Source organism: Nocardia sp. NPDC055053 (assembly GCF_053608285.1).
Genome location: NZ_JBSGVD010000002.1, coordinates 305182 through 326977, shown reverse-complemented (window position 1 = coordinate 326977; position 21796 = coordinate 305182). Strand labels below are relative to the sequence as shown.

At 69.3% G+C, this 21796-nt stretch carries 15 protein-coding genes; 12 read left to right on the top strand and 3 right to left on the bottom strand.

What is annotated here, in order from left to right; genetic code table 11:
• Positions 1-4 precede the first annotated feature (4 nt).
• The 4 genes from ACWF82_RS03445 (at position 5) to ACWF82_RS03430 (ending at position 4947) form a co-directional block, all read left to right on the top strand.
• On the top strand, positions 5-355 hold the full coding sequence (locus tag ACWF82_RS03445; protein WP_452497538.1) for a hypothetical protein: 351 nt from the start codon (positions 5-7) through the stop codon (positions 353-355).
• Positions 356-449: 94 nt separating this feature from the next.
• Positions 450-2321: a Dot/Icm T4SS effector Zinc-dependent metalloprotease LegP gene (gene legP, locus ACWF82_RS03440; RefSeq protein ID WP_452497536.1), complete on the top strand. Its 1872-nt coding sequence runs from the start codon at positions 450-452 to the stop codon at positions 2319-2321.
• Between the two features lie 116 nt (positions 2322-2437).
• Positions 2438-4426, top strand: a complete 1989-nt coding sequence (locus ACWF82_RS03435; protein WP_452497534.1) for a trypsin-like peptidase domain-containing protein — start codon at positions 2438-2440, stop codon at positions 4424-4426.
• Between the two features lie 116 nt (positions 4427-4542).
• Positions 4543-4947, top strand: coding sequence for a hypothetical protein (locus tag ACWF82_RS03430; RefSeq protein ID WP_452497532.1), 405 nt, complete (start codon positions 4543-4545; stop codon positions 4945-4947).
• 15 nt (positions 4948-4962) lie between these two features.
• On the opposite strand, the gene ACWF82_RS03425 is transcribed toward ACWF82_RS03430, so the two are convergent.
• A complete protein-coding gene (locus tag ACWF82_RS03425; protein WP_452497530.1) occupies positions 4963-5715 on the bottom strand; it encodes a hypothetical protein in 753 nt (250 codons plus the stop codon).
• A gap of 235 nt (positions 5716-5950) precedes the next feature.
• On the opposite strand from ACWF82_RS03425, the gene ACWF82_RS03420 reads away from it, so the two are divergent.
• The 5 genes from ACWF82_RS03420 (at position 5951) to ACWF82_RS03400 (ending at position 13375) form a co-directional block, all read left to right on the top strand.
• Entirely contained in the window at positions 5951-7729 is a 1779-nt protein-coding gene (locus tag ACWF82_RS03420) for a peroxidase family protein (protein WP_452497528.1), read from the top strand.
• A complete protein-coding gene (locus ACWF82_RS03415) occupies positions 7726-8820 on the top strand; it encodes a catalase family protein (RefSeq protein WP_452497526.1) in 1095 nt (364 codons plus the stop codon). The genes ACWF82_RS03420 and ACWF82_RS03415 overlap by 4 nt, the downstream gene beginning before the upstream one ends.
• Positions 8821-8912: 92 nt before the next feature.
• Complete coding sequence (locus ACWF82_RS03410) at positions 8913-11495, top strand: LuxR C-terminal-related transcriptional regulator (protein WP_452497524.1); 2583 nt, start codon at positions 8913-8915, stop codon at positions 11493-11495.
• Positions 11496-11534: 39 nt separating this feature from the next.
• Positions 11535-12638: a PQQ-dependent sugar dehydrogenase gene (locus ACWF82_RS03405; protein WP_452497717.1), complete on the top strand. Its 1104-nt coding sequence runs from the start codon at positions 11535-11537 to the stop codon at positions 12636-12638.
• 80 nt (positions 12639-12718) lie between these two features.
• Positions 12719-13375 carry a CatB-related O-acetyltransferase gene (locus tag ACWF82_RS03400; protein WP_452497522.1) on the top strand — a complete coding sequence of 219 codons (657 nt, stop codon included), beginning with the start codon at positions 12719-12721 and terminating at the stop codon, positions 13373-13375.
• 15 nt (positions 13376-13390) lie between these two features.
• Here ACWF82_RS03400 and ACWF82_RS03395 read toward each other — a convergent pair whose 3' ends face one another.
• Positions 13391-14407 carry a DUF6670 family protein gene (locus ACWF82_RS03395; protein ID WP_452497520.1) on the bottom strand — a complete coding sequence of 339 codons (1017 nt, stop codon included), beginning with the start codon at positions 14405-14407 and terminating at the stop codon, positions 13391-13393.
• Positions 14408-14608: 201 nt separating this feature from the next.
• Here ACWF82_RS03395 and ACWF82_RS03390 point away from each other — a divergent pair, with 201 nt between their 5' ends.
• Positions 14609-15232, top strand: a complete 624-nt coding sequence (locus tag ACWF82_RS03390) for a TetR/AcrR family transcriptional regulator (protein WP_452497518.1) — start codon at positions 14609-14611, stop codon at positions 15230-15232.
• Between the two features lie 17 nt (positions 15233-15249).
• Here ACWF82_RS03390 and ACWF82_RS03385 read toward each other — a convergent pair whose 3' ends face one another.
• Entirely contained in the window at positions 15250-15576 is a 327-nt protein-coding gene (locus ACWF82_RS03385; protein ID WP_452497517.1) for a thioredoxin family protein, read from the bottom strand.
• Between the two features lie 191 nt (positions 15577-15767).
• Here ACWF82_RS03385 and ACWF82_RS03380 point away from each other — a divergent pair, with 191 nt between their 5' ends.
• Both ACWF82_RS03380 and ACWF82_RS03375 read left to right on the top strand, forming a co-directional pair.
• Positions 15768-15995, top strand: coding sequence for a hypothetical protein (locus ACWF82_RS03380; protein WP_452497515.1), 228 nt, complete (start codon positions 15768-15770; stop codon positions 15993-15995).
• Positions 15996-16264: 269 nt separating this feature from the next.
• Positions 16265-21730 carry an ATP-binding protein gene (locus ACWF82_RS03375; protein ID WP_452497513.1) on the top strand — a complete coding sequence of 1822 codons (5466 nt, stop codon included), beginning with the start codon at positions 16265-16267 and terminating at the stop codon, positions 21728-21730.
• Positions 21731-21796: the final 66 nt, after the last annotated feature.

Sequence of the window (21796 nt, the reverse complement as noted above, 5' to 3'; positions counted from 1 at the left end):
GGGTATGGCCGCCGACCTTCGCCGGATCCGGGGTTTCGTCGTCCTGCCGCCGGACGCCCCGGTGACGACGGCGCGCGTCGCCGTCGAACTGCGTGACGTGACCTATGCCGACGGCGCGGCACCGCTGATCGCCGAGATCGTGACCATCGGCGTCGCGATCGAACCCGGCGCGCGGATTCCGTTCGACCTCGAGGCACCGGCGAGTCCGGCGGGTACCGCTGTAGGGCTCGCCTGCCAGATAGACCGGGCGGGCGACGGCGTGCTGACCGCCGGGGACCTGGTGTCCACGCAGGCGATTCCGGTGCCGTCGCACGGGTCGGTGTCGGCGGTGATCATCCCGGTGCGCCTGGTCTGATCCGCCGTGATCGGGTAGCGCGCTACGCGTGAGTCCGGGGTGCCATCGGCCGGACACTTCCCGGACAGGCGACGATCCACAGGAAGTGCGGCCCATGATCATCGAAGACACCGTCCCGGCGAGCGCCGACAGGGACGACACCGGCGAATTCCATTCCGGTCCCGAAGCGGGGACGACGCTGATTCCCAGCGTCAATCACGGATTCCGCGAGGTGCCCTACGCGGCCGTCGACGACCTCGCGATCTTCGAAGGCGACATCGTTCTCGGCACGCTCGCCGAGATCGCCGCCCGCCAAGGGCAGGAGGGCATCGCGATCTCGGGTGCGCATTTCCGGTGGCCCAATGCCGTGGTCCCCTACGAGGTCGATCCGGCATTGCCAGGGCAGCAGCGGATCACCGACGCGGTCGCGCACTGGAATGCCCGCACCAGACTGCGTTTCGTCCCGCGCACCGGCGTGCACGCCGACTACGTGCGGTTCGTGCCGAGCTCGGCGAGCCGCTCGCCGGTCGGCAGGCAGGGCGGCATACAGACCATCGAATTGACCGCGGGCGCGCCGACCGGGACCGTCATCCACGAGATGGGGCACGCGATCGGGCTGTGGCACGAACAGAGCAGGGAAGACCGGGAACGGTTCGTCGAGGTGCGGCTGGCCAATGTGACCGCGGCGAATCGGCACAACTTCGCCCAGCACATCACCGACGGCGACGATATCGGCGGCTACGACTTCGGCTCGATCATGCATTACCCGGCAACAGCTTTCAGCACCAACGGACAGGCCACGATCGTGCCGCGGGTGACCCTGCAGCCCGGGGTGACGATGGGGCAGCGCACGGCGTTGTCGGCGGGCGATGTCCAGGCAGCGCACACGATCTACCCGAACTGGTCGGGCGTCGGCGATCGGTGGCGCGCTATCGGCGGCGTATTCCCGCGCACCGCAAGAGTTTCCGCGACCGCCCGGCGCGCCGACCATCTCGACCTGTTCATCACCGGCAACGACGGCCGCGTGTACACCTCGTGGTGGCAGGCGGGGTCGGAGTGGTCGGGCGCGGGGGACCGGTGGCGCAATATCGGCGGGATCTTCCCGGCGGGCGCCGCGGTGGCCTCGGTGGCGCGGACGTCGAACAACCTCGATGTGTTCACGGTCGGCAACGACGGCCGCGTCTACACCTCGTGGTGGCAGGCCGGCTCGGACTGGTCGGGCGTCGGCGATCGGTGGCGCAATATCGGCGGCGTATTCCCGCGCACGGCAAAGGTTTCCGCGGTCGCGCGTACCGCGATCAATCTCGACCTGTTCGTCACGGGCAACGACGGGCGGGTCTACACGTCGTGGTGGCAGCAGGGCAGCGACTGGTCGGGCATCGGTGACCGGTGGCGCACTATCGGCGGAGTGTTCCCACCGAACGCACCGGTGGCCTCGGTGGCGCGCCAGTCGAACATCCTCGATCTGTTCGTCACGGGCAACGACGGGTGTGTCTATACGTCGTGGTGGCAGGCGGGTTCGGAGTGGTCCGGGATCGGGGACCGCTGGCGCAATATCGGTGGTGTCTTCCCGGCCGGAGCGCCGGTCACAGTGGTGGCGCGCACATCGAACATCCTCGATCTGTTCATCACCGGCAACGACGGGTGTGTCTATACGTCGTGGTGGCAGGCCGGGTCGGACTGGTCGGGCATCGGCAACCGGTGGCGCAATATCGGCGGTGTCTTTCCGCCAGGAGCGCCGGTCGCCGCGGTGGCGCGCACATCGAACAATCTCGATCTGTTCATCACCGGCAACGACGGCCGTGTCTACACGTCGTGGTGGCAGGCGGGGTCGGACTGGTCCGGGATCGGCAACCGGTGGCGCAATATCGGCGGCGTCTTCCCCGTCGGCGGCCCGGTGACGGCCGTTGCCCGCAGCGCGGGCGAACTGGACGCGTTCACCACCGGCAACGACGGCCGGGTCTACACCTCCTGGTGGGAGCAGTAGCCACCGCCTCCGCTGCCGGTCACGGGAAATCGAGTGGTCGACTACTCGTGATCGGCACCGGGTACCACGCTCACCCTGAGAACGCCAGCTGCATACTTCTCCGGGCGAGGTGACCCATGGATACCGACAGCGCAACACGCACCGCCGCATGGCGCGAACAGATGGACGCCGCGGCACGGCGCTTCGCCAAGAGTGCCGAGGAACGCGATGAGGTGACCCGCAAACGCAAGGCGACCGAATCCGATGTCGTCGACACCGAGGAACAGATCATCGCCCGCGCGGACCGGCTGTTCACCAGCGGCGAAGTGCCCGTGCAGGCGGCGGTCGACCTGGGCAGACAGGAACCGCTCGGCACCATCGGCTCGCTGGAACGCATCATCGGCTTCGCCAACGACCTCCAGGCCGTCAACTTCCTGACCCGCGGTGCCCGCGCGGCGGCCGCGGTCGCCCGGATCACCCTGGCCCACAACAGCCGTGAGGTGCCGATGGGCACCGGCTCGCTGGTGTCACCGCAACTGCTGCTCACCAACAACCATGTGCTGCCGACGGCAGACAAGGCCGAGTCGGTCGTGATCGAGTTCGGGGCCGAGGCCGGGATCGACAATCAGCACACCCCGACGACGCGGTATCTGCTCGCACCGGGCGATTTCTTCGTCACGAACAAGCATCTCGACTACACCCTGGTGCGCGTGGCACCCGGACCCGACGGTGCCGCCCCCGGCGCGACCTTCGGGTGGAACCGGTTGATCGCCGACAGCGGCAAGATCGTGGTCGGCGAGGCGATGAACGTCATCGGTCACCCGCAGGGCAGGCTCAAGGAGATCTCGATCCGCGACAACCGGCTCGACCTGCAACTCGACGACTTCCTGCATTACACCTCCGACACCGAACCGGGCAACTCCGGCTCGCCCGTCTTCAACGATCAGTGGGAGATGGTCGCGCTGCACCACGCGGGCGTCCCGAAGAAGGACGACAAGGGCCGGATGCTGCGCAAGGACGGCAAGGTCTGGCAGAGCGGCGACGGTGACGACGCGATCCACTGGATCGCCAACGAGGGCGTCCGGGTGAGCGTGCTGCTGCGGGATCTCGGCAAGCAGCCGTTCGACTCGGCACAGCGAAAGCTCCTCGACGAACTCGGGCCCGACGCGGGATTGTCGGCCGATACCGTGGTCGCCGACGTGACAATGCCCGCACCACAGCATGTTTCGGCGGTCGAGGCGGTGATACGCGGCGTACAGGGCAGGTCGGGCGCGTTCGGCGGCAGGCGCAGTGTGGTGTTCCTGCACGGACGCAGTCAGCAGGGCCGCGACCCGGCCGACCTGCGTCGCGCCTGGACCGCGGGACTGAACAAGGGCCTCACCCTCGCCGACCTGAGCCCGATCGACCCCGCCGACGTCCACTTCCCCTTCTACGGCGACCAGCTCGTCGCGAGTCTCGGCACGCGGGAATCGGTTGTCGACACCGGCTCGGAGCTCTACGAGAGCCTGGTCGCCGAGGCGGCGCGGCACGCGGGTATGCCCAGCGCCGGTGCCGTCGCCACCGATCCGATCGCGGAGGAACGGTTCGGCGGGTTCGGCTCGGTCGTCCTGGGCCGGGTGCGCGACCAGCTCGGGTGGATCGCCGCGCGCAGCGGCCTCGATTCGCTGCTCATCGGGGCGATCTTCAAGGACGTCGCCGCCTATCTCGACGACGAGCGGGTGCGCAAGGGCGTGCTCGACACCGTGCTCGCCGACATGCCCGCCGACGGCGAGGTGATCCTGGTCAGCCACAGTCTTGGCACCGTCGTCGCGATGGACCTGCTCACCCAGCTGCCACGGAAACTGGACGTGAGCCTGCTGGTGACCGCGGGCAGCCCGCTCGGCCTGGACGGGGTCAACGGCAAGCTGCTCAGCGGCGGCGCGAGCAGGCCCGAACGGGTCGGTGATTGGCTCAACACCTGGTACGCCGGTGATCCGATCGCCATCGGCTGCCCGCTGCGCCCGGCGTGGGGCAACGACCTGCGGGATCTCCCGGTCGACAACCCCAAGGAACGGGCGCACGACATCGCCGAATACCTCGCGCACGCCGCGGTGGCGGCGACGATCGGACGGACACTGTCCGCCTGAAACGAGCCGGTGTGATGCTGCGGATTTGGGGTAGTGCGTTACGCGTTCGGACGGGCCTGCCCGCGCGGGATGATCAGTGCGCAGGGTTTCTCCACATGGTTCGAAAGGACAGGGAGATGTTGGTCTCGGAGATGGAAGACGCGGTCCTGGCAGCCAGCCCGGACACCGAAGAGGAACTGTTCGAGGAGACGAAATCGCAGGCCGGATATCGCGACAACGGCGTCGGGATCAGGGGAGCCGGCCACACGAATGTCTCGTCCATCTTCTGGGCTCGGCGGGTGCTGCACACGCACGGCACCGGCGCCTGGGTGTTCGGATTCCCGAATACCCAGGTCTGGGCCGACAGCCAGGTGTCGGTCACCATGACCGAGCTGGATGTCAACGGCATCCCGTTTCTCGGACACGCGACGATGCAGGTCCGCAATGTCGTCCCGCATGCCGACGGCACCATGACGGTGCGGTACCACGTCGGCTGGGATGCCAACCTCAGGGTGCTGTTCAACTTCATCATCGTGAACTGACGACAACCGCACTACTTACTCGCCGCGCACCGATCCGGCCGCCGTCAGCGCGCCGAGTACCTGTTCGGTCTTGGCGGGCCCGGTCGCGATCGACAGGCCGTGCCCGCGCACGGTGGCGTGGAACCGGCGCTGCACCTCGAGGGCGCGCACCCGCAGTTCCGCCGGTGACTCGCCGGGCACAGGAGTCACCGTGAGCGCCAGCTCGAACAGGTCGAGGCAGCCGACGGTCCAGCGTTCGGCGTCGACCTCCAGGCCGCCGAGGTGCACCTTCGTCCACCTGGTCGACGCGACCGGACCCATCGCCCGCAGGTGCTCGACCGCGACGCCGGGTGGCGTGCAGCTCACCACGAACTGGCGCTGAGCGGAGTCGAGGGCCTCGGTGACGTCCTCACCGCGCAGCGCGCCGACCCGCAGCGAGCCGGGTGGGCGTTTGCTCACCACCGAGGCCGCCAGCACCCGCTCCTCGCCGCACCAGTCGCCCTCGATGCGGTACCGCACCGCCTCGTCGGTGAACGCTGACGCCCAGCGGCCGACCAGCTGGGATTGCTCGCACGGCCGCAGCGTGACGGTCAGGTCGTCGCGCTCGCCGCTACGCAGCCGGATCGCGATCCGGCCCGCCAGGGCAGGCGCATCGCCCGCATCGGGGCGAGGGGGTTCGGCGAACCACACGTCGCGGCTGATCGCGGCGGCGTTCGTACACCCCAGCCGGGTTTGTGCGTCGACGAGATCGCCGTCGAGATTGACCTTGATTTCGATCGGAGTAGTCACCCAAGCAGCCTGACCCATCGACCCGCTACCTGGCGCGCGTAATTCGCTACTCGATTGCTGGGAGTTTGTTGCGGCGGCGGTCGCCGAAATCGTTATCCGGAACATCAGCCGCGTGCGGCCGTACCCGATGGGCGAGTAGTCGACTACCCGTGACAGCGGGTCTGTCCGTGCCGGAGACTGATTTCCGACCAGTTCTCGTACGCCGCGGTTCGAGCCAGCCACGTGGAGGTTCTCGATGGTCAAGACTCCGTTTGTCACGCGCTTGGCGGTCGGGGCCGCCGAAGCACTGGATCGGCGCATCGGCTGGTTCCGCTTGCCGCCGCCGCTGGGTCTGGCCGTCCTGGTGGGCCTGCGCAGCCGGCTCCGCGCGCAGAATCTCTTCGACACCGGCGGGCATCCGGGCGAACCGCTGCCACCGGACGCGGCGGGCGATCTCCACGGCGCGCGCACCGTAGACGGCACCTACAACAACCCCACCGACCCCAGAACCGGGTCGGTCGGCTGCCGGTTCGGGCGCAACTTCCCGCTCGAGCACACCTACCCGGAGAGTTCCGCACGGATTCTGGAACCCAACCCGCGCCTGATCAGCACGCGACTGCTGACCCGCGACCGGTTCCAGCCCGCCACGACCCTGAATCTGCTGGCGGCGGCCTGGATCCAGTTCGAGGTGCACGACTGGTTCGACCACGTCGACGCCGACACCGAGCCGTTCACGGTGACCCTGGACGCGCAGGACCCGTGGCCGGACCCGCCGATGACGATCCCGCGCACCGCCTCGGTGCCGAGCCCGGAACCGGGCGGTCCGCCGACCTACACCACCGTGGAGAGCCACTGGTGGGACGCCTCCCAGATCTATGGCAGCACAGCCGAATTCGCGGCCGCCATGCGATCGGGCAAGGGCGGCGAACTCGTCATCGACGAGTTGGGCCTGCCACCGCTGGACGCGGAAAGCCTGATCGCCCTGTCGGACTCGGCGGCCAACGCCTGGGTCGGCCTCGCCCTGCTGCATTCGCTGTTCCTGCGCGAACACAACGCGATCTGCCGTCGCCTGAGCAAGCGCTACCCCGACCTGGACGACCAACAGCTCTACGACACCGCACGGCTCGTCAACTCGGCCCTGATGGCGAAGATCCACACCGTCGACTGGACGCCGGCCGTCATCGCGCATCCCACCACCGTCGCCGCCATGCGCGCCAACTGGTTCGGGGTGCTCGGCGAGCGGGTGGCCCGCCGGTTCGGCAGGCTCGCAGGCAACGAAGTGCTGTGCGGCATCCCGGGATCCGCGGTCGACGACCACGGCGTGCCGTACTCGCTGACCGAGGAATTCGTCTCCGTCTACCGGATGCATCCGCTCATCCCCGACGAACTCGTCGTCCGCAGCCTCGCCGACGACAGCGTCCTCGCCGAGTATCCGCTCCCGGAGCTCGGCGTCGCCCACATCCGCGAACGCCTCGCCGAGACACCGATGGACACGCTGCTCTACTCGTTCGGCCGCGCCAATCCCGGCGCGCTGACCCTGCACAACTATCCGCGGCACCTGCAGAACCTGACCCGCCCCGGGCACCCGCTGCTCGACCTGGCGACCGTCGACATCCTGCGCGTCCGCGAGCGGGGCGTGCCGCGCTACAACGAATTCCGCAAGCAGCTGCGACTGCCGCCGGCCACCTCGTTCGACCAGCTGACCGACAACCCGCAGTGGGCACGCGAACTCGAGCAGATCTACGGTGACGTCGACGACGTCGACCTCATGATCGGGCTCTACGCCGAACCCAAACCGCCCGGTTTCGGCTTCAGCGACACCGCGTTCCGGGTGTTCGTGCTGATGGCGTCGCGGCGGCTGTCCGCCGACCGGTTCTTCACCACCGACTTCCGGCCCGAGGTCTACACCGAGGCCGGCATGGCGTGGGTGCGCGACAACTCGATGCGCAGCGTCCTGCTGCGCCACTTTCCCACGCTGGCGCCCGCGCTCGACGGCGTCGCGAATCCGTTCGCGCCGTGGAGGAGCCGACGATGACCTACCTGCGCTACCGCGACGACCTCGAACACCCGCGGCCCGACGAAGAGCAGGACATCGACAAGATCATCGCGGTCCTGCGCGACAACAACGAACGCGCCTACCGCAAGTACAAGCGCGGTCTGCGCGACGCGCACGCCAAGAGCCACGGCATCCTGCGAGGCGAGCTGATCGTGCCGCCGGGCCTGCCACCCGAACTGGCACAGGGCCTGTTCGCCACCCCGGCCACCTATCCGGTGATCGCCCGGCTGTCGAGTACCTCCGGGGTGATCCGCAGCGACCAGTTGCGCGGTGTCCGCGGGCTGGGAATCAAAGTGCTCGGCGTGCACGGGACGCGGGCGTTGCCCGGCGACGAGGCCACCACGCAGGACCTCATCATGGTCACCCACCGGGAATTCCTGTTCGCCGACGCGCACGCCTACCTGACGAAGGGCATGCCGACCGCGTGGGTGCTCGCGCGGTTGCCCGATCCGGTATTGCAGACCGGCAGCAGCCTTCTCGCCGCCCTTGACCAGCACGTGCTGCGGCGGATCGGCCGGGGGGTGCCGCCGAATCTCGGCGTCTTCATCGCGCCCAACACCCACATTCTGGGCGAGACGTTCTACACCTCGGCGCCGGTGCGCTACGGCGACTACGTGGCCAAGCTGCTCTATGCGCCCGTGTCGCCGGAAGTCGCTGCCCTGCAAGGACAACCGGTGAGCGAAGAGGCGGGCGTGAACGTCCATCAGGACTCCGTCATCGATTTCTTCGCCTCGCACAGCGCCACTTACGAGCTGCGCGCGCAACTGTGCACCGACACCGCGACCATGCCGATCGAGGACGCGACCGTGGCGTGGCCGGAAGACGCGTCGCCGCACCGCACCGTCGCGACCATCCGCTTCGACATCCAGGACCCCTACACGCCCGAACGGCGTGCCTACGGCGATGATGTGCTGTCGTTCAACTCCTGGCGCGGTCTCGACGCGCACCGTCCGCTCGGCTCGATCAACCGGCTCAAGCAGCGCGTCTACGAGGCGTCGAGCAACTTCCGCCACGACGTCAACAACGCGCCCCGGCTCGAGCCACGCGACGCCACCGAGCTGCCGCCATGACCATCGCCCTACCCGACCGTCCAGCCCGGAAATTAGTTGCACCTGCACAGATTCGTTGTGACACGGCCGGGCGGGAACTAGAATTTTGCTGTATGGGCGAACTGTGGCAACTGCTTCATCGCCCCGCCGAATACGACGCCGTCCGTACAGCTTTGACCAACGGCAACACCGGTGGTGTCGTGCTCGTCGGCGCCGCCGGAATCGGCAAGACCACCCTGGCGCGTCTCGTCACCTCGGTGCTGCCGAATCCTGTGCGCTGGGCGGCCTGTACCGCCTCGTCCCAGGCCATTCCGCTGGGCGCGTTCGCGCCCTGGATCGCCGCGTCGGCCTCGCGCGACCCGCTCGCGCTGCTGCACTCGGCGCGGGAGAACCTGCTCGCTCACCCCGGCACCGTGATCGGCGTCGACGACGCCCACCTCCTCGACACCCTGTCCGCGACGCTGGTGCACCAGATCGCCGTCGACCGCAGCGCCCGCATCGTCGCCACGGTCCGCACCGGGGAAACCGTGCCGGACGCGGTCACCTCACTGTGGAAGGACGGCTACCTCGAACGCATCGAGCTGACACCGCTGACCAAACCGCAGTGCACCGCACTGGTGGAGACCGTCCTCGGCGGGACCCTGGAAGGGCTCAGCGCCGACGTCATGTGGGAATCCTCCGCTGGTAACCCGCTGTTCCTGCGCAATATGGTCGAGGGCGCGGTCGAGGCGCGCACCCTGACCGACACCAACGGCGTCTGGCAGCTGCGCGGGCCGACCGCGGTGCCGTCGGGGCTGGTCGAGCTGCTCGAGGAGCGGCTGACCAGGGCGGGTGAGCCGGTGCTGGAGGCGCTGCGGATGCTGGCCGTCTACGAACCGCTCGACATCGACATCCTGACCGAGCTTGTCGGGGTGGAGGCCGTCGACACGGCCGAGCTCACCGGTATGATCCGGGTCTGCCGGCACGGCCCGACGGTCGACGTCCGGTTCAGCCATCCGCTGCTCGGCGAGGTGATCCGCCGCCGGGTCGGTACCGCCGCTGCCCGCAAGCGGCGCGGCCGCATCGTCGAGACACTGCGTGACCGCGATCTGAGCACGCCCGCGCATCGGATCCGGCTGGCGCAGCTGTGTATCGACAGCGATCAGCCGATCGACATCGTCGTGCTGATCAACGCGGCCAAGGACGCGGTGGCCATGTCCAATGTGCCGCTGGCCGAACGTCTCGCGCGCGCCGCGTGCGAGCGCTGCGGCGGGCTGCGCGCGGCCGAACTGCTGTCGCGGGCACTGCTGTGGCAGGGCAGACCGCACGAAGCCGACGAGATCCTGGCCCGCTTCGACCCCGATCGCCTCGATCCGCTGCAACTGGTCCAGTGGGGCGTGCTCAGGGCGGGCCTGCAGTTCTGGTCGCTGGGCAATGTCACGCGCGCCCGCGACCTGCTCGACCTGCTCAGTGCCCGGGTCGAGTATCCCGCGCTGCGGCTCACGGTCGATGCCTTCGGCGCGGCGATGGCGGTGCACGAGAGCCGGATCGCGATCGGTATCGAGACCGCCGAGCGCGTCATCGCCGACCCGGATTCACCGTGGCAGGCCGTCGATTTCGCCGCCTTCGCACTCGGTCTGGCGATGCCGGTGGCCGGACGCGGTGCCGATTTCGCGCCGATCGCGGCCCGGATCACCGCCGAGCAGAAATCCACCGACGGCATCATCCGGGTCATGGTCAGATACGGGGACGTGCTGGCGCTGACGACCATCGGCGAGCTCGACCGCGCCGAGCAGCGGGCTTCCGAATACCGGGAGTTCTCCTCGGCGGGCCAGTTCATCGGGTGGGCGATCGCCAGAATCGCGGTCGGCGTCGTCGCCACGTATCGCGGCCGGTTCCGCGAAGCGATCACCGCCTTCGAACAGGCACTGGCGGCGCTCAACGCCGAAAGCTCCCTGGCGTGGAAGCTGCCTGCCCGGCTGCTGCTGGCGCGGGCCTACGCGGCGCTGGGCGAGGTCGAGCAGGCCGAACGAGTTCTCGCCGATGCCCAGGAACACCGCGGCGCCCACATGGCTCTGCACGAGCCACAGCGGTTGATCGCGCGCGCCTGGCTGGCCGCCGCCGAGCACAGCCAGCACGCGGCGATCGAGCTGGCCCGCAAGGCGGCCGACCTCGCGCACCGCACCGGCCAGTACGCCCTGGAAGCCGAGGCGCTGCATCATGCCGCCCGCTTCGGTGACCGTACCGTCGCGACCAGGCTGGCGACGGTCGCCGCCGGTATCCAGGGGCCCGCCGCGGGCATCTACGCTCGGCACGCCGCCGCCTTCGCCCATGCCGACACGCGCGCGCTGGCCGCCGTCAGCCTCGAATTCGAGACCGCGGGCCTGCTGCTGGCCGCCGCCGACGCGGCAGCGCAGGCCGTCCCGATCCACGACCACGCGGGCCAGCGCCGCCCGAGCGCCCAAGCAGCCGCCCGCGCGCAGGCCTTGGCCGCCCGCTGCGACGGCGCCAGCACTCCCGCCATCACCGGCGCCGCGCGTCCGCTCCCGATCACCGAACGGGAACGCGAGATCGCCGCGCTCATCGGTCGTGGACTGTCCAACCGTGCCATCGCCGAACGGCTCTGCGTCTCGGTGCGCACCGTCGAAGGTCATATCTACCGGGCCTGCATCAAGCTCGACGCCTCCGATCGCGAACAACTCGCGAAGCTGATCTGACGCGCCGTGGCCGTCGCGAGTGACCGTCCGCAGGCAGCGATGTCGCGGCGGCGGTCGCGAAACATCGTGGGCGCCTTACTGATCCTCTGCGCCGCGACTTCCTGCACGAGCGACGAGCCAACTGATCGCGCACCGCTGACGGCGATCGTCACCGCTCCCGCGCCGAGCGTGCCCTCCGGCGACCCCGACCTGGGCGCTCCCGAGGAGGTGGCTCGCGGAATCGACGTCCCGTGGGGCCTTGCCTTCCTGCCCGACGGCACGGCGCTGGTGGCCGAACGAGATTCCGGGCGCATTCTGCGCGTGGCGCCGGGCCGCGAACCGGAGCTCTTCGCCGAGGTGCCCGGCGTGGCCGCGGGCGGCGAGGGTGGACTGCTCGGTCTCGCGGTCGCCGCCGATTATGACCGAACCCGGTATGTCTACGCGTATTTCACCGCCGAGGACGACAATCGCATCGTGCGGTTCCGGCCAGGAGAACCGGCGGAGGTCGTGTTCGACGGAATCGCGAAGGCGGGCAACCACAATGGCGGCCGTATCGCCTTCGGACCCGACGGCATGCTCTACGTCGGCACCGGGGACGCGGGCCGGAGCGGGCTCGCCCAGGACGCCGCGAGCCCCAACGGCAAGATCCTGCGGATCACCCCCGACGGCGCACCGGCGCCGGGCAATCCGACCCCCGGCTCGCCGGTCTACAGCCTCGGCCACCGCAATGTGCAAGGCCTGGCCTGGGACGGCACCGGCGCGCTCTATGCCGCCGAGTTCGGCCAGAACCGGGTGGACGAGCTCAACCTGATCGAGCCGGGCCGCAACTACGGTTGGCCCGAGGTCGAGGGATCCGGCGGTGCGAAAAGTGGTTTCACCGACCCGCTGCTCACCTGGTCGACCTCGGAAGCCTCGCCCTCCGGAATCGCCATCGCGGGGAACACCCTCTACGTAGCCGCCCTGCGCGGTGAAAGACTTTGGACCGCAACGGTATCCAACGGCACCGCGACGAATCCCCGCGACGTTCTCCGTGATTCCTACGGCAGACTGCGCACCGTCACCGTGGCACCGGACGGCGCCCTCTGGCTCACCACCTCGAACACCGACGGCCGCGGCGATATCCGCGACGGCGACGACCGGATCCTCCGCTTCCCGGCCCGCTGATCGTTGCGTACTTCGGTACTACCCTGCGGGCAAGGCCCTCGCCGAATCCCCGGCCGGCCATCCATCGAAGGAGTTTCCCGATGCCGGACAGTCCCGCGTTGGTTCCCGCCGACCCGGCCGTGCTGCATCCGATGCCAGGCCAGCCGCGCGTGGTGCTGCTGAAACCGCTGGTCACCTCGCCGTTGATCGAGGTCGGGGAGTTCTCCTACTACGACGACCCCGACGATCCGACGGCATTCGAGACGCGCAACGTCCTGTACCACTACGGGCCGGAGAAGCTGATCATCGGGAAGTTCTGCGCCCTCGGCACGGGCGTGCGGTTCATCATGAACGGCGCCAACCACCGCATGGACGGCCCGTCGACGTTCCCCTTCCCGACCATGGGCGGCTCGTGGGCGGATCATTTCGATCTGCTCACCGGCCTGCCGAGCCGCGGCGACACCGTCGTGGGTAGCGACGTCTGGTTCGGCAACGGCGCGACGGTGATGCCCGGCGTGCGGATCGGGCACGGCGCGATCATCAGCACCGGTTCCGTGGTCACCGCCGATGTGCCCGACTACGGCATCGTCGGCGGAAATCCGGCCCGCCTCATCCGATCCCGCTACACCGACGAGGACATCGCCCGCCTGCTCGCCGTCGCCTGGTGGGACTGGCCGCTCGACCACATCACCGCGCAGGTGCCGACGATCATGTCGGGCAGCATCGCCGACCTCGAAGCCGCCGCACCGCAGCGCTGATCCGCCGCGCGGTGGCTACGCGTCGCCGATCTGTTCGACATAGCCGGTGCCGCTGATCGCCGCGCCGCGGAATGTCCCGGTGTAGCGGTAGCTGCCGACGTAGCCGCCGGTCATGCCGTAGATGTAGTCGTCGTTGGTGACCGCGTCGATGTGGATCAGCGGTCTGCCGTTCTCGTCGTCGACAGCCCAGGTGAACGCGGTGCCCAGGGTCATGTCCCGGCCGGCCGGGGTGTGGCGGGGCGTTGGTTCGCGCTCGGTGATCCGGTAGTGGTAGCCGTCCTCGTAGACCCCGCCGTGGTCGTCGCGGGACCGGACGTAGACGGCCTGTTGCAGCGGAACACCCAGCGGCCCACGGACTTCCACCATCAGCACCTGCGTGTCGGCGTCGATATTGATGATCTGGTAGGTGAAGAAGCCGATGAACAGGTCCACCGCCACGGCACGGGCGTATTCGAGCGTGCTGAGTCCGGACAGGTCGTAGCGCGTGCCGTGATGCTCGACGGTGCCCTCGTACTCGCACAGCAGCGACCAGTGGTCGTACAGCCCGCCGCGTAGCTTCGCGAAATGCGCGACCTTGTCGGTGGCGCGGACTCGCAGATCCGCCCGGAACTCCGGATTGCGATAGGTGACGGTGAAATGGGGGTAGGTGCCCCGCAGCGCGAAGTCCGCACCGAAGCGGATCACGCTCGCATCGGGTGCCAGTTCCAGATCGCGTTCGACCTGAAAACCGCGGAACTGGCCGGGAAACCGGACCGCGGTGCCTGCCAGCAGGTTGGCGGTGTCGGCGGCGGAGGTCTCGATCAGCTGCGCGTTGCGGAAGGCCTTGACCTTCGGCTGCCCGATCACGGTGATGAAGTCCAGGAAATTCAGCGGTGCGGGCAGACCGGGGAACATGAGTCCGTAGTGGACGGTGCGATGACGCCCGCGCGGCGGATGGAAGGGGGTGCTCGGGTCGAAGGGGGTGCCGCTCAGTGCGTGCGAGCCGGAGGCGGTGCGTTGCAGGCCATGGAGCAGGGGAGTGGTTATCGCCATGGTGGATCAGGGCCTTTCGCGGAAGGGACGAGCGCGACACTCGTGCTGACCAAGTGGAAAATTACTAGTTGGTCAATTCCGGTGTCAACCATCGATCCGGTGGGCACGGCGATCTCGCACTCTCCATTGACCCGCGGTGTTGGCGCGGTAAATTTCCGATCAGCGGCTGTGGGTCAACGCGGTCGCGGAAGGGAGACGGTGATGGGCGCTGCCGGGACGAAAGGTGTGCCGCGAGCCGAGCGGGAACAACAGCTCCTCGATATCGCCGGCGAGCAGATCAGTCGCGCGGGCTACGCCGGACTGTCTCCCGGCGCCGTCGCGGCCGCGGCCGGAGTGTCGAAACCCTTGGTATTCCACTACTTTCACAGCAAGGAAGGCCTGTACGCCGCGTGCGTCGAGCGGGCGGCCGACACGGTGTGCGGTGCCATCGAATCGGTGTTCGACGGTTCGCCAGGGATCGCGATGGCCGAACGCACACTCGAGGTCGTCATCGGTGTCCTCGCCCGGCGACCGCACGATTGGAACGTGCTGCTCGACACCTCGCATCCGGCGGACGGCGTCGCCGCCGACGCCGCGCACCGGGCCCGGCGGCGTATCGCCGATCAGGCCCAGCGCGGCGCCGCCGCCCTGCTCGCGGAGCGTGGGATCACCGACGCCGCCGACCTGTCCGCACTCACCGACGTCTGGATGGGCGTGGTGACGGCCATGGTGAACTGGTGGCTGCGACACCCCGGCGAAAGCGCGGACGCGATGATCGCCCGCTGCCGACGGCTCATGGGCGCGCTGTTCTGGAGCGGACCGGCCGGCAGCGAGTCACCGGCGTAGCCGGGAACGCGCCGGCTTCAGAGCGCGCCTGCCAGGTCGTCGAGCAGGCGCCGCTTGGACCTGGCGCCGACGACGGTCCGCACCGGGATGCCGTCGCGGAACAGCATCAGGGTCGGCATCGACAGCACGGCGTAGTCCGCGGTGGTCTGCGGATTGGCGTCCACGTCGATGGTGACGATCGCCATCCGCCCCGCTTCCTCGCGGGCCAGCTCGTCGAGCACCGGCTCGATCATCTTGCACGGTGGGCACCAGGCGGCGGTGAACTCGACGAGCACCGGCAGGCCTGCGTCGAGCACCTCCCCGGCGAAGCTCGCATCGGTCACGGTGGCGACGGCTTTGGTCATGATCTCTCCCTCGATGGCCAGGGCCTCGGAATCGCCCCGGTCCGGTCACGGTAGGGATTGACGCCGACGTCAAGGCAAGCGTCCCGATTCGAGTACCGCACTACTCTGTGCCCGGCCCGATCGAGCGACGATGCTGAGAGCACGGACCACACCAGCGTGAATTCAGGTCGGAACGAGGATCTGTGCCAGCGATGGACACCGAGCAGAAGCCACCCGACGCCACCCCGGCGCCCGAGGCGGCGAAATCCGGGGCGACCGCGAATCTGGAACGCGATGTTCGAGTCGCGAGCCGCAACGGCCGCTACGCCATGATCACTTCAAGCCGTTCACGGCCGATCACCTGCAACCGTTCATCTCGCGACAGCTCGCCGGATCCGGCGAGACCGACGAGGGCTTGCGCCGGGACGGTGCGCCGTTGATCATCGAGATCGATCGCATGCTGACCGCGACCACGACGTTCCTGGTCTCCTTCGTCGAGCGGGCTCGTGAAGACCTCGGGATCGGCTCTCCGTGAGTCAGGCTGTCGTGCCGCTGACCGGCTCGACGACACGATCTCGAATCTATACGTGCCGGTAACCCTCGCACGCTGTTCACATATAACGAAGAGAGGTGCACACTGCCCTGGAACCGGAGTTCGAATTCGCACCCGTCCCGGGCCACGTCCTAGGTAATGGAAAGGAGTCGGCGAGTGTTCAGCCGCATCGCCATCGTCAACAGGGGAGAGGCCGCAATGCGGCTCATCCATGCCGTCCGTGATCTGGCAGCGGCGACCGGGCTACCGATCGAAACGGTCGCCCTGTACACCGACGTCGACCGCAACGCCACGTTCGTGCGGTCGGCCGATATCGCCTACGACCTCGGTCCGGCCTCGGCGCGCCCGTACCTGGATCTCAAGGTGCTCGAGCAGGCACTGGTCGCCACCAAGGCCGACGCGGCCTGGGTCGGCTGGGGCTTCGTCGCCGAGGACCCTGCCTTCGCCGAACTGTGCGAGCACATCGGCGTCACCTTCATCGGCCCGAGCGCCGACGCCATGCGCAAGCTCGGCGACAAGATCGGCGCCAAGCTGCTGGCCGAAGAGGTCGGCGTACCCGTCGCACCGTGGAGCCGGGGCGGGGTCGACACGGTCGAGGACGCCATAGCGGCAGCCGCCGAGATCGGCTACCCGCTGATGCTGAAGGCGACCGCGGGCGGCGGTGGCCGCGGTATCCGCATGATCACCAACGAAGCCGAACTCGTCGACGCCTACGAGCGCACCCGCCAGGAAGCCGCGCGGGCCTTCGGCAGCGGCGTCGTGTTCCTTGAGCGCCTGGTCACCGGCGCCCGGCACGTCGAGGTGCAGGTGATCGCCGACGGCCAGGGGACCGCGTGGGCGCTCGGCGTCCGCGACTGCTCGGTGCAGCGGCGCAACCAGAAGGTCATCGAGGAGTCGGCCTCGCCGGTCCTGAGCCCCGAGCAGGCCGCCGAACTGAAGGCCTCGGCCGAACGGCTCGCCGTCGCGGTCGGCTACTGCGGCGCGGCGACCGTGGAGTTCCTCTACCACCCGGGCGAGCAACTCTTCGCGTTCCTCGAGGTCAACACCCGCCTCCAGGTCGAACACCCGATCACCGAATGCACCACCGGTTTCGATCTCGTCCAGGCCCAGCTGTCGGTGGCCTCCGGCAACCGCCTCGAGGGCGAACCGCCCGCCGAGCGCGGCCACGCCATCGAGGCGCGGCTCAACGCCGAGGACCCCGACCGCGACTTCGCGCCCGCACCGGGCCGCATCGTTCGCCTCGACCTGCCCGCGGGCCCCGGCATCCGCGTCGATACCGGCGTCAGCGAGGGCGACACCATCCCCGCCGACTTCGACTCGATGATCGCCAAGATCATCGCCTACGGCCGCGACCGCGACGAGGCGCTGGGCAGGCTGCGCCGGGCGATGGCGCAGACCAGGGTCGTCATCGAAGGCGGCGCGACGAACAAGAGCTTCGTCCTGGACCTGCTCGACCAGCCCGAGGTGATCGACGCCGGCGCCGACACCGGCTGGATCGATCGGGTGCGCAGCGAGGGCCGCCTGGTGACGCATCGCCACTCGGCCATCGCGCTGGCGGCCGCCGCGATCGACGCCTACGAGGACGACGAGCGGGTCGAGCGGCACCGGCTGATCTCGACCGCGTCCGGTGGTCGTCCGCAGGTGCAGCACGAGAGCGGGCGCCCGCTCGATCTCAAGCTGCGCGGCGCGAGCTACCGGGTCCGCGTCGCCCGCATCGGCGCGCACCGCTTCCGCGTCGGCATCGAGGCAGGGACCGATCTGGTCACCGCCGACGTCGACCTCGAGCGGTTCGATCTGCACACCGGCCAGATCGTCGTCAACGGCAGCCGCTACCGCCTGGTCACCGGCACCCACGGGCCGACCCATGTGATCGACGTCGACGGCGTGACCCACCGGATCAGCCGCGACGAGGGCGGCGTCGTCCGCTCGCCGGCGCCTGCGCTGGTCGTCGGCACCCCGGTCGAGGTCGGCGCCGAGGTCGAGGCGGGCGCCGCGGTGCTCGTGCTGGAGAGCATGAAGATGGAGACGGTGCTGCGCGCGCCGTTCCGCGCCCGGCTGAAGGAGTGCGCGGTCTCGGTCGGCACCCAGGTCGAGACCGGCGCGCCGCTGCTGCGCCTGGAACCGCTCGCCGACGACGACGAGGCCGCCGAGACCGAAACGGCGGGCACCGTCGAGCTCGACCTGCCCAGCGAGCCCGCGCCGCGCCAGACCCACGAGCGGCTCGCCCGCGGCCTGCAGGATCTGCGGAGTCTGCTGCTCGGCTTCGACGTGGATCCGCACGACGACCGCCGCGTGCTCGACGACTACCTCACGGCCCGGCGCGAATCCGTCGCCGCCAACCACCGGCCGCTGGCCGAGGAGCTCGAACTCGTCGAGGTGTTCGCCGATCTCACCGCGCTGAGCCACAACCGCTCGGCCGACGACGAACCCGGTCAGAGCCACGTGCACAGCGACCGCGAGTACTTCCACACCTACCTGCAGAGCCTCGATGCCGACCGGGCCGGTCTGCCGGAGTCCTACCGCGCCAAGCTCACGCAGGCGCTCGGCCAGTACGGCGTCACCGAGCTGGACCGCACGCCCGACCTGGAATCCGCGGTCTTCCGCATCTTCCTCGCCCAGCAGCGCCCCGCCGACACCGTCGAGGTCATCACGACGCTGCTGCGGGAGTGGCTGCGTGAGCCGATGCCCGATCAGGTACTGCGCGAACCCGTCGGCCTGACGCTGGAACGCCTCGTCGTGGCCACCCAGGTACGTTTCCCGGTGATCGCCGACCTGTGCCGCGGCCTGGTGTACGGCTGGTACGGCCAGCCGCTGCTGCGCCGCAACCGGGCCCGCGTCTACACCAATGTCCGCAGGCACCTGACGCATCTGGACGCGCACCCGGACACGGCCGATCGCGCCGAGCGCATCGCCGACATGGTGCGCAGCACCGAACCGCTGGTGCGGCTGCTCGGCCAGCGGCTCGAGCGCGGCAAGCCCGACCACACCCCGATGCTCGAGGTGCTGACCCGCCGCTACTACGGCAACAAGGGCGTCACCGGCGTCCACACCGAGCACGTCGGTGGCTGCGCCTTCGTCGTCGCCGAGCGCGACGGCGCGAGCCTGGCCTCGGCCGCGGTGAGTTTCGACGCGCTCGGCACCGCGCTGAGCGGGCTCGGCGAGCTGGCGAGCGGGGCGGCCTCGGTCGACGCCGACATCTACCTGAGCTGGGTAGCCCAGCCCGAGGACTCCGACGCGATGGCGGCGGCGCTGCAGGAAGTCCTCGCCGCGCACCAGCTGCCCCCGCAGGTGCACCGGATCACGGCCACGGTCGCGGGCAGCAACGGCGCGGTCATGCACCACCACTTCACCTTCCGTCCCTCGGCCACCGGAATGGCCGAGGAGCGGCTGATCCGCGGCCTGCACCCCTACATCGCGCAGCGGATGCAGATGGAGCGGCTGCGCAAGTTCGACCTCACCCGGCTGCCGTCCTCGGACGACGAGGAGGTCTACCTGTTCCGCTGTGTGGCGAAGGGCAACCCGTCCGACGACCGCCTCATCGCCTTCGCCCAGGTCCGCGACCTGGCCGCGCTGCGCGACCAGGACGGCAGGCTGCTCGCGCTGCCGACGGCCGAGGCCACCATCGCGACCTGTGTCGACTCGATCCGCCGCGCACAGTCCCGGCGGCCGTCGGCCAAGCGTCTCAGCACCAACCGCATCGTGATGTACATCTGGCCGCCGATGGATGTCACCAGGGACGAATTGCGGACCATCGGCGGGCACGTCCTGCCGACCGCGGCGGGCGCCGGGCTGGAGGAGATCCTGCTCATCGCGCGCCAGCGTGACGCGAAGACCGGTGAGCTGACCAAGGTCGGGGTACGCATCGCCTTCGACGCCACCGGTGGCTCCCAGGTGACGGTCGGCGACCTGTCCGACGAGCCGGTCGAGCCCGTCGACGAGTACCGGCAGAAGGTGCTGCGGGCCGCGGCGCGCAACACCGTGTACCCGTACGAATTGACCGGTGTGCTGGGTAGTTTCGCCGAGTACGATCTCGACGCCGACCACGCGCTGGTGCCCGTCGACCGGCCGAAGGGCCGCAACAAGGCGGCCATCGTCGCCGGTGTCGTCACCACGCCGACCACCCGGCATCCCGAAGGCGTCACCCGGGTGCTGCTGCTCGGCGACCCGACCAAGTCGCTGGGCGCGCTGTCGGAACCCGAGTGCCGCCGGGTGATCGCCGCACTCGACCTCGCCGAACGCCTGCAGGTCCCGCTCGAGTGGTACGCGCTGTCCTCCGGCGCCCGGATCTCGATGGAATCGGGCACCGAGAACATGGACTGGGTCGCCGCCGCGCTCAAGCGCATCGTCGAGTTCACCCAGGACGGCGGCGAGATCAACATCGTGGTCGCCGGCATCAACGTCGGCGCGCAGCCGTACTGGAATGCCGAGGCCACCATGCTCATGCACACCAAGGGCATCCTGGTGATGACGCCGGAGTCGGCGATGGTGCTCACCGGCAAGCAGTCGCTGGACTTCTCCGGTGGCGTGTCGGCCGAGGACAACTTCGGAATCGGCGGCTACGACCGGGTGATGGGCCCCAACGGCCAGGCGCAGTACTGGGCGCCGAACCTGCCCGCCGCCCGCGACGTGCTGATGTCGCACTACGACCACACCTACGTCGCCCCGGGCGAGCAGGCGCCGCGCCGGTCGCAGACGGTCGACCCGATCGACCGCGACATCTCCGGCTTCCCGCACGTGCTGGCCGACAGCACCTTCGCCACCGTCGGCGAGATCTTCTCCGCCGCCGCCAACCCGGATCGCAAGAAGCCCTTCGACATCCGGACCGTGATGCGGGCGCTGGCCGACCAGGACCACCCGGTGCTGGAGCGCTGGGCCGGGATGGCCGACGCCGAGACCGCGGTGGTGCAGGACGCGCATCTGGGCGGAATCCCGGTGTGCCTGTTGGGCATCGAGTCGCGCAATGTGCCGCGCCGCGGTTACCCGTCGACCGACGGACCCGACACCTACACCGCGGGCACACTGTTCCCGCAGTCGTCGAAGAAGGCGGCCAGGGCCATCAACGCGGCCAGCGGCAACCGGCCGCTGGTGGTGCTGGCGAACCTGTCCGGCTTCGACGGTTCCCCGGAGTCGATGCGCAAGCTGCAGCTCGAGTACGGCGCCGAGATCGGCCGCGCCATCGTGAACTTCCAGGGCCCCATCGTGTTCTGCGTGATCTCGCGCTATCACGGCGGTGCGTTCGTGGTGTTCTCGAAGGCGCTGAACCCGAACATGACCGTGCTCGCGCTGGAAGGCTCGTTCGCGTCGGTCCTCGGTGGCGCTCCCGCCGCCGCGGTGGTGTTCGCGGGCGAGGTCAACTCCAGGACCGCGGCCGACCCGCGCGTGCGCGATCTGGAAACCCAGGCCGCCAACGCGTTCGGCACCGACCGCGCGACCCTGACCGCGGAACTCGACGAGGTCCGTTCCTCGGTCCGCGCGGAGAAGCTGGGCGATGTGGCGGCGGAGTTCGACCGCGTCCACAACATCCAGCGCGCCGTCGAGGTCGGTTCGGTCGACACCATCGTCAGCGTCGCCGACCTGCGTCCCAGGATCATCGACGCCATCGAGACCCGTCTGCCTCGGTAACCGCCGGAAACTGGTGAAGTTGAGCCGCCCACCCCGGGTAATCCGGGGTGGGCGGCCGCATTTCGG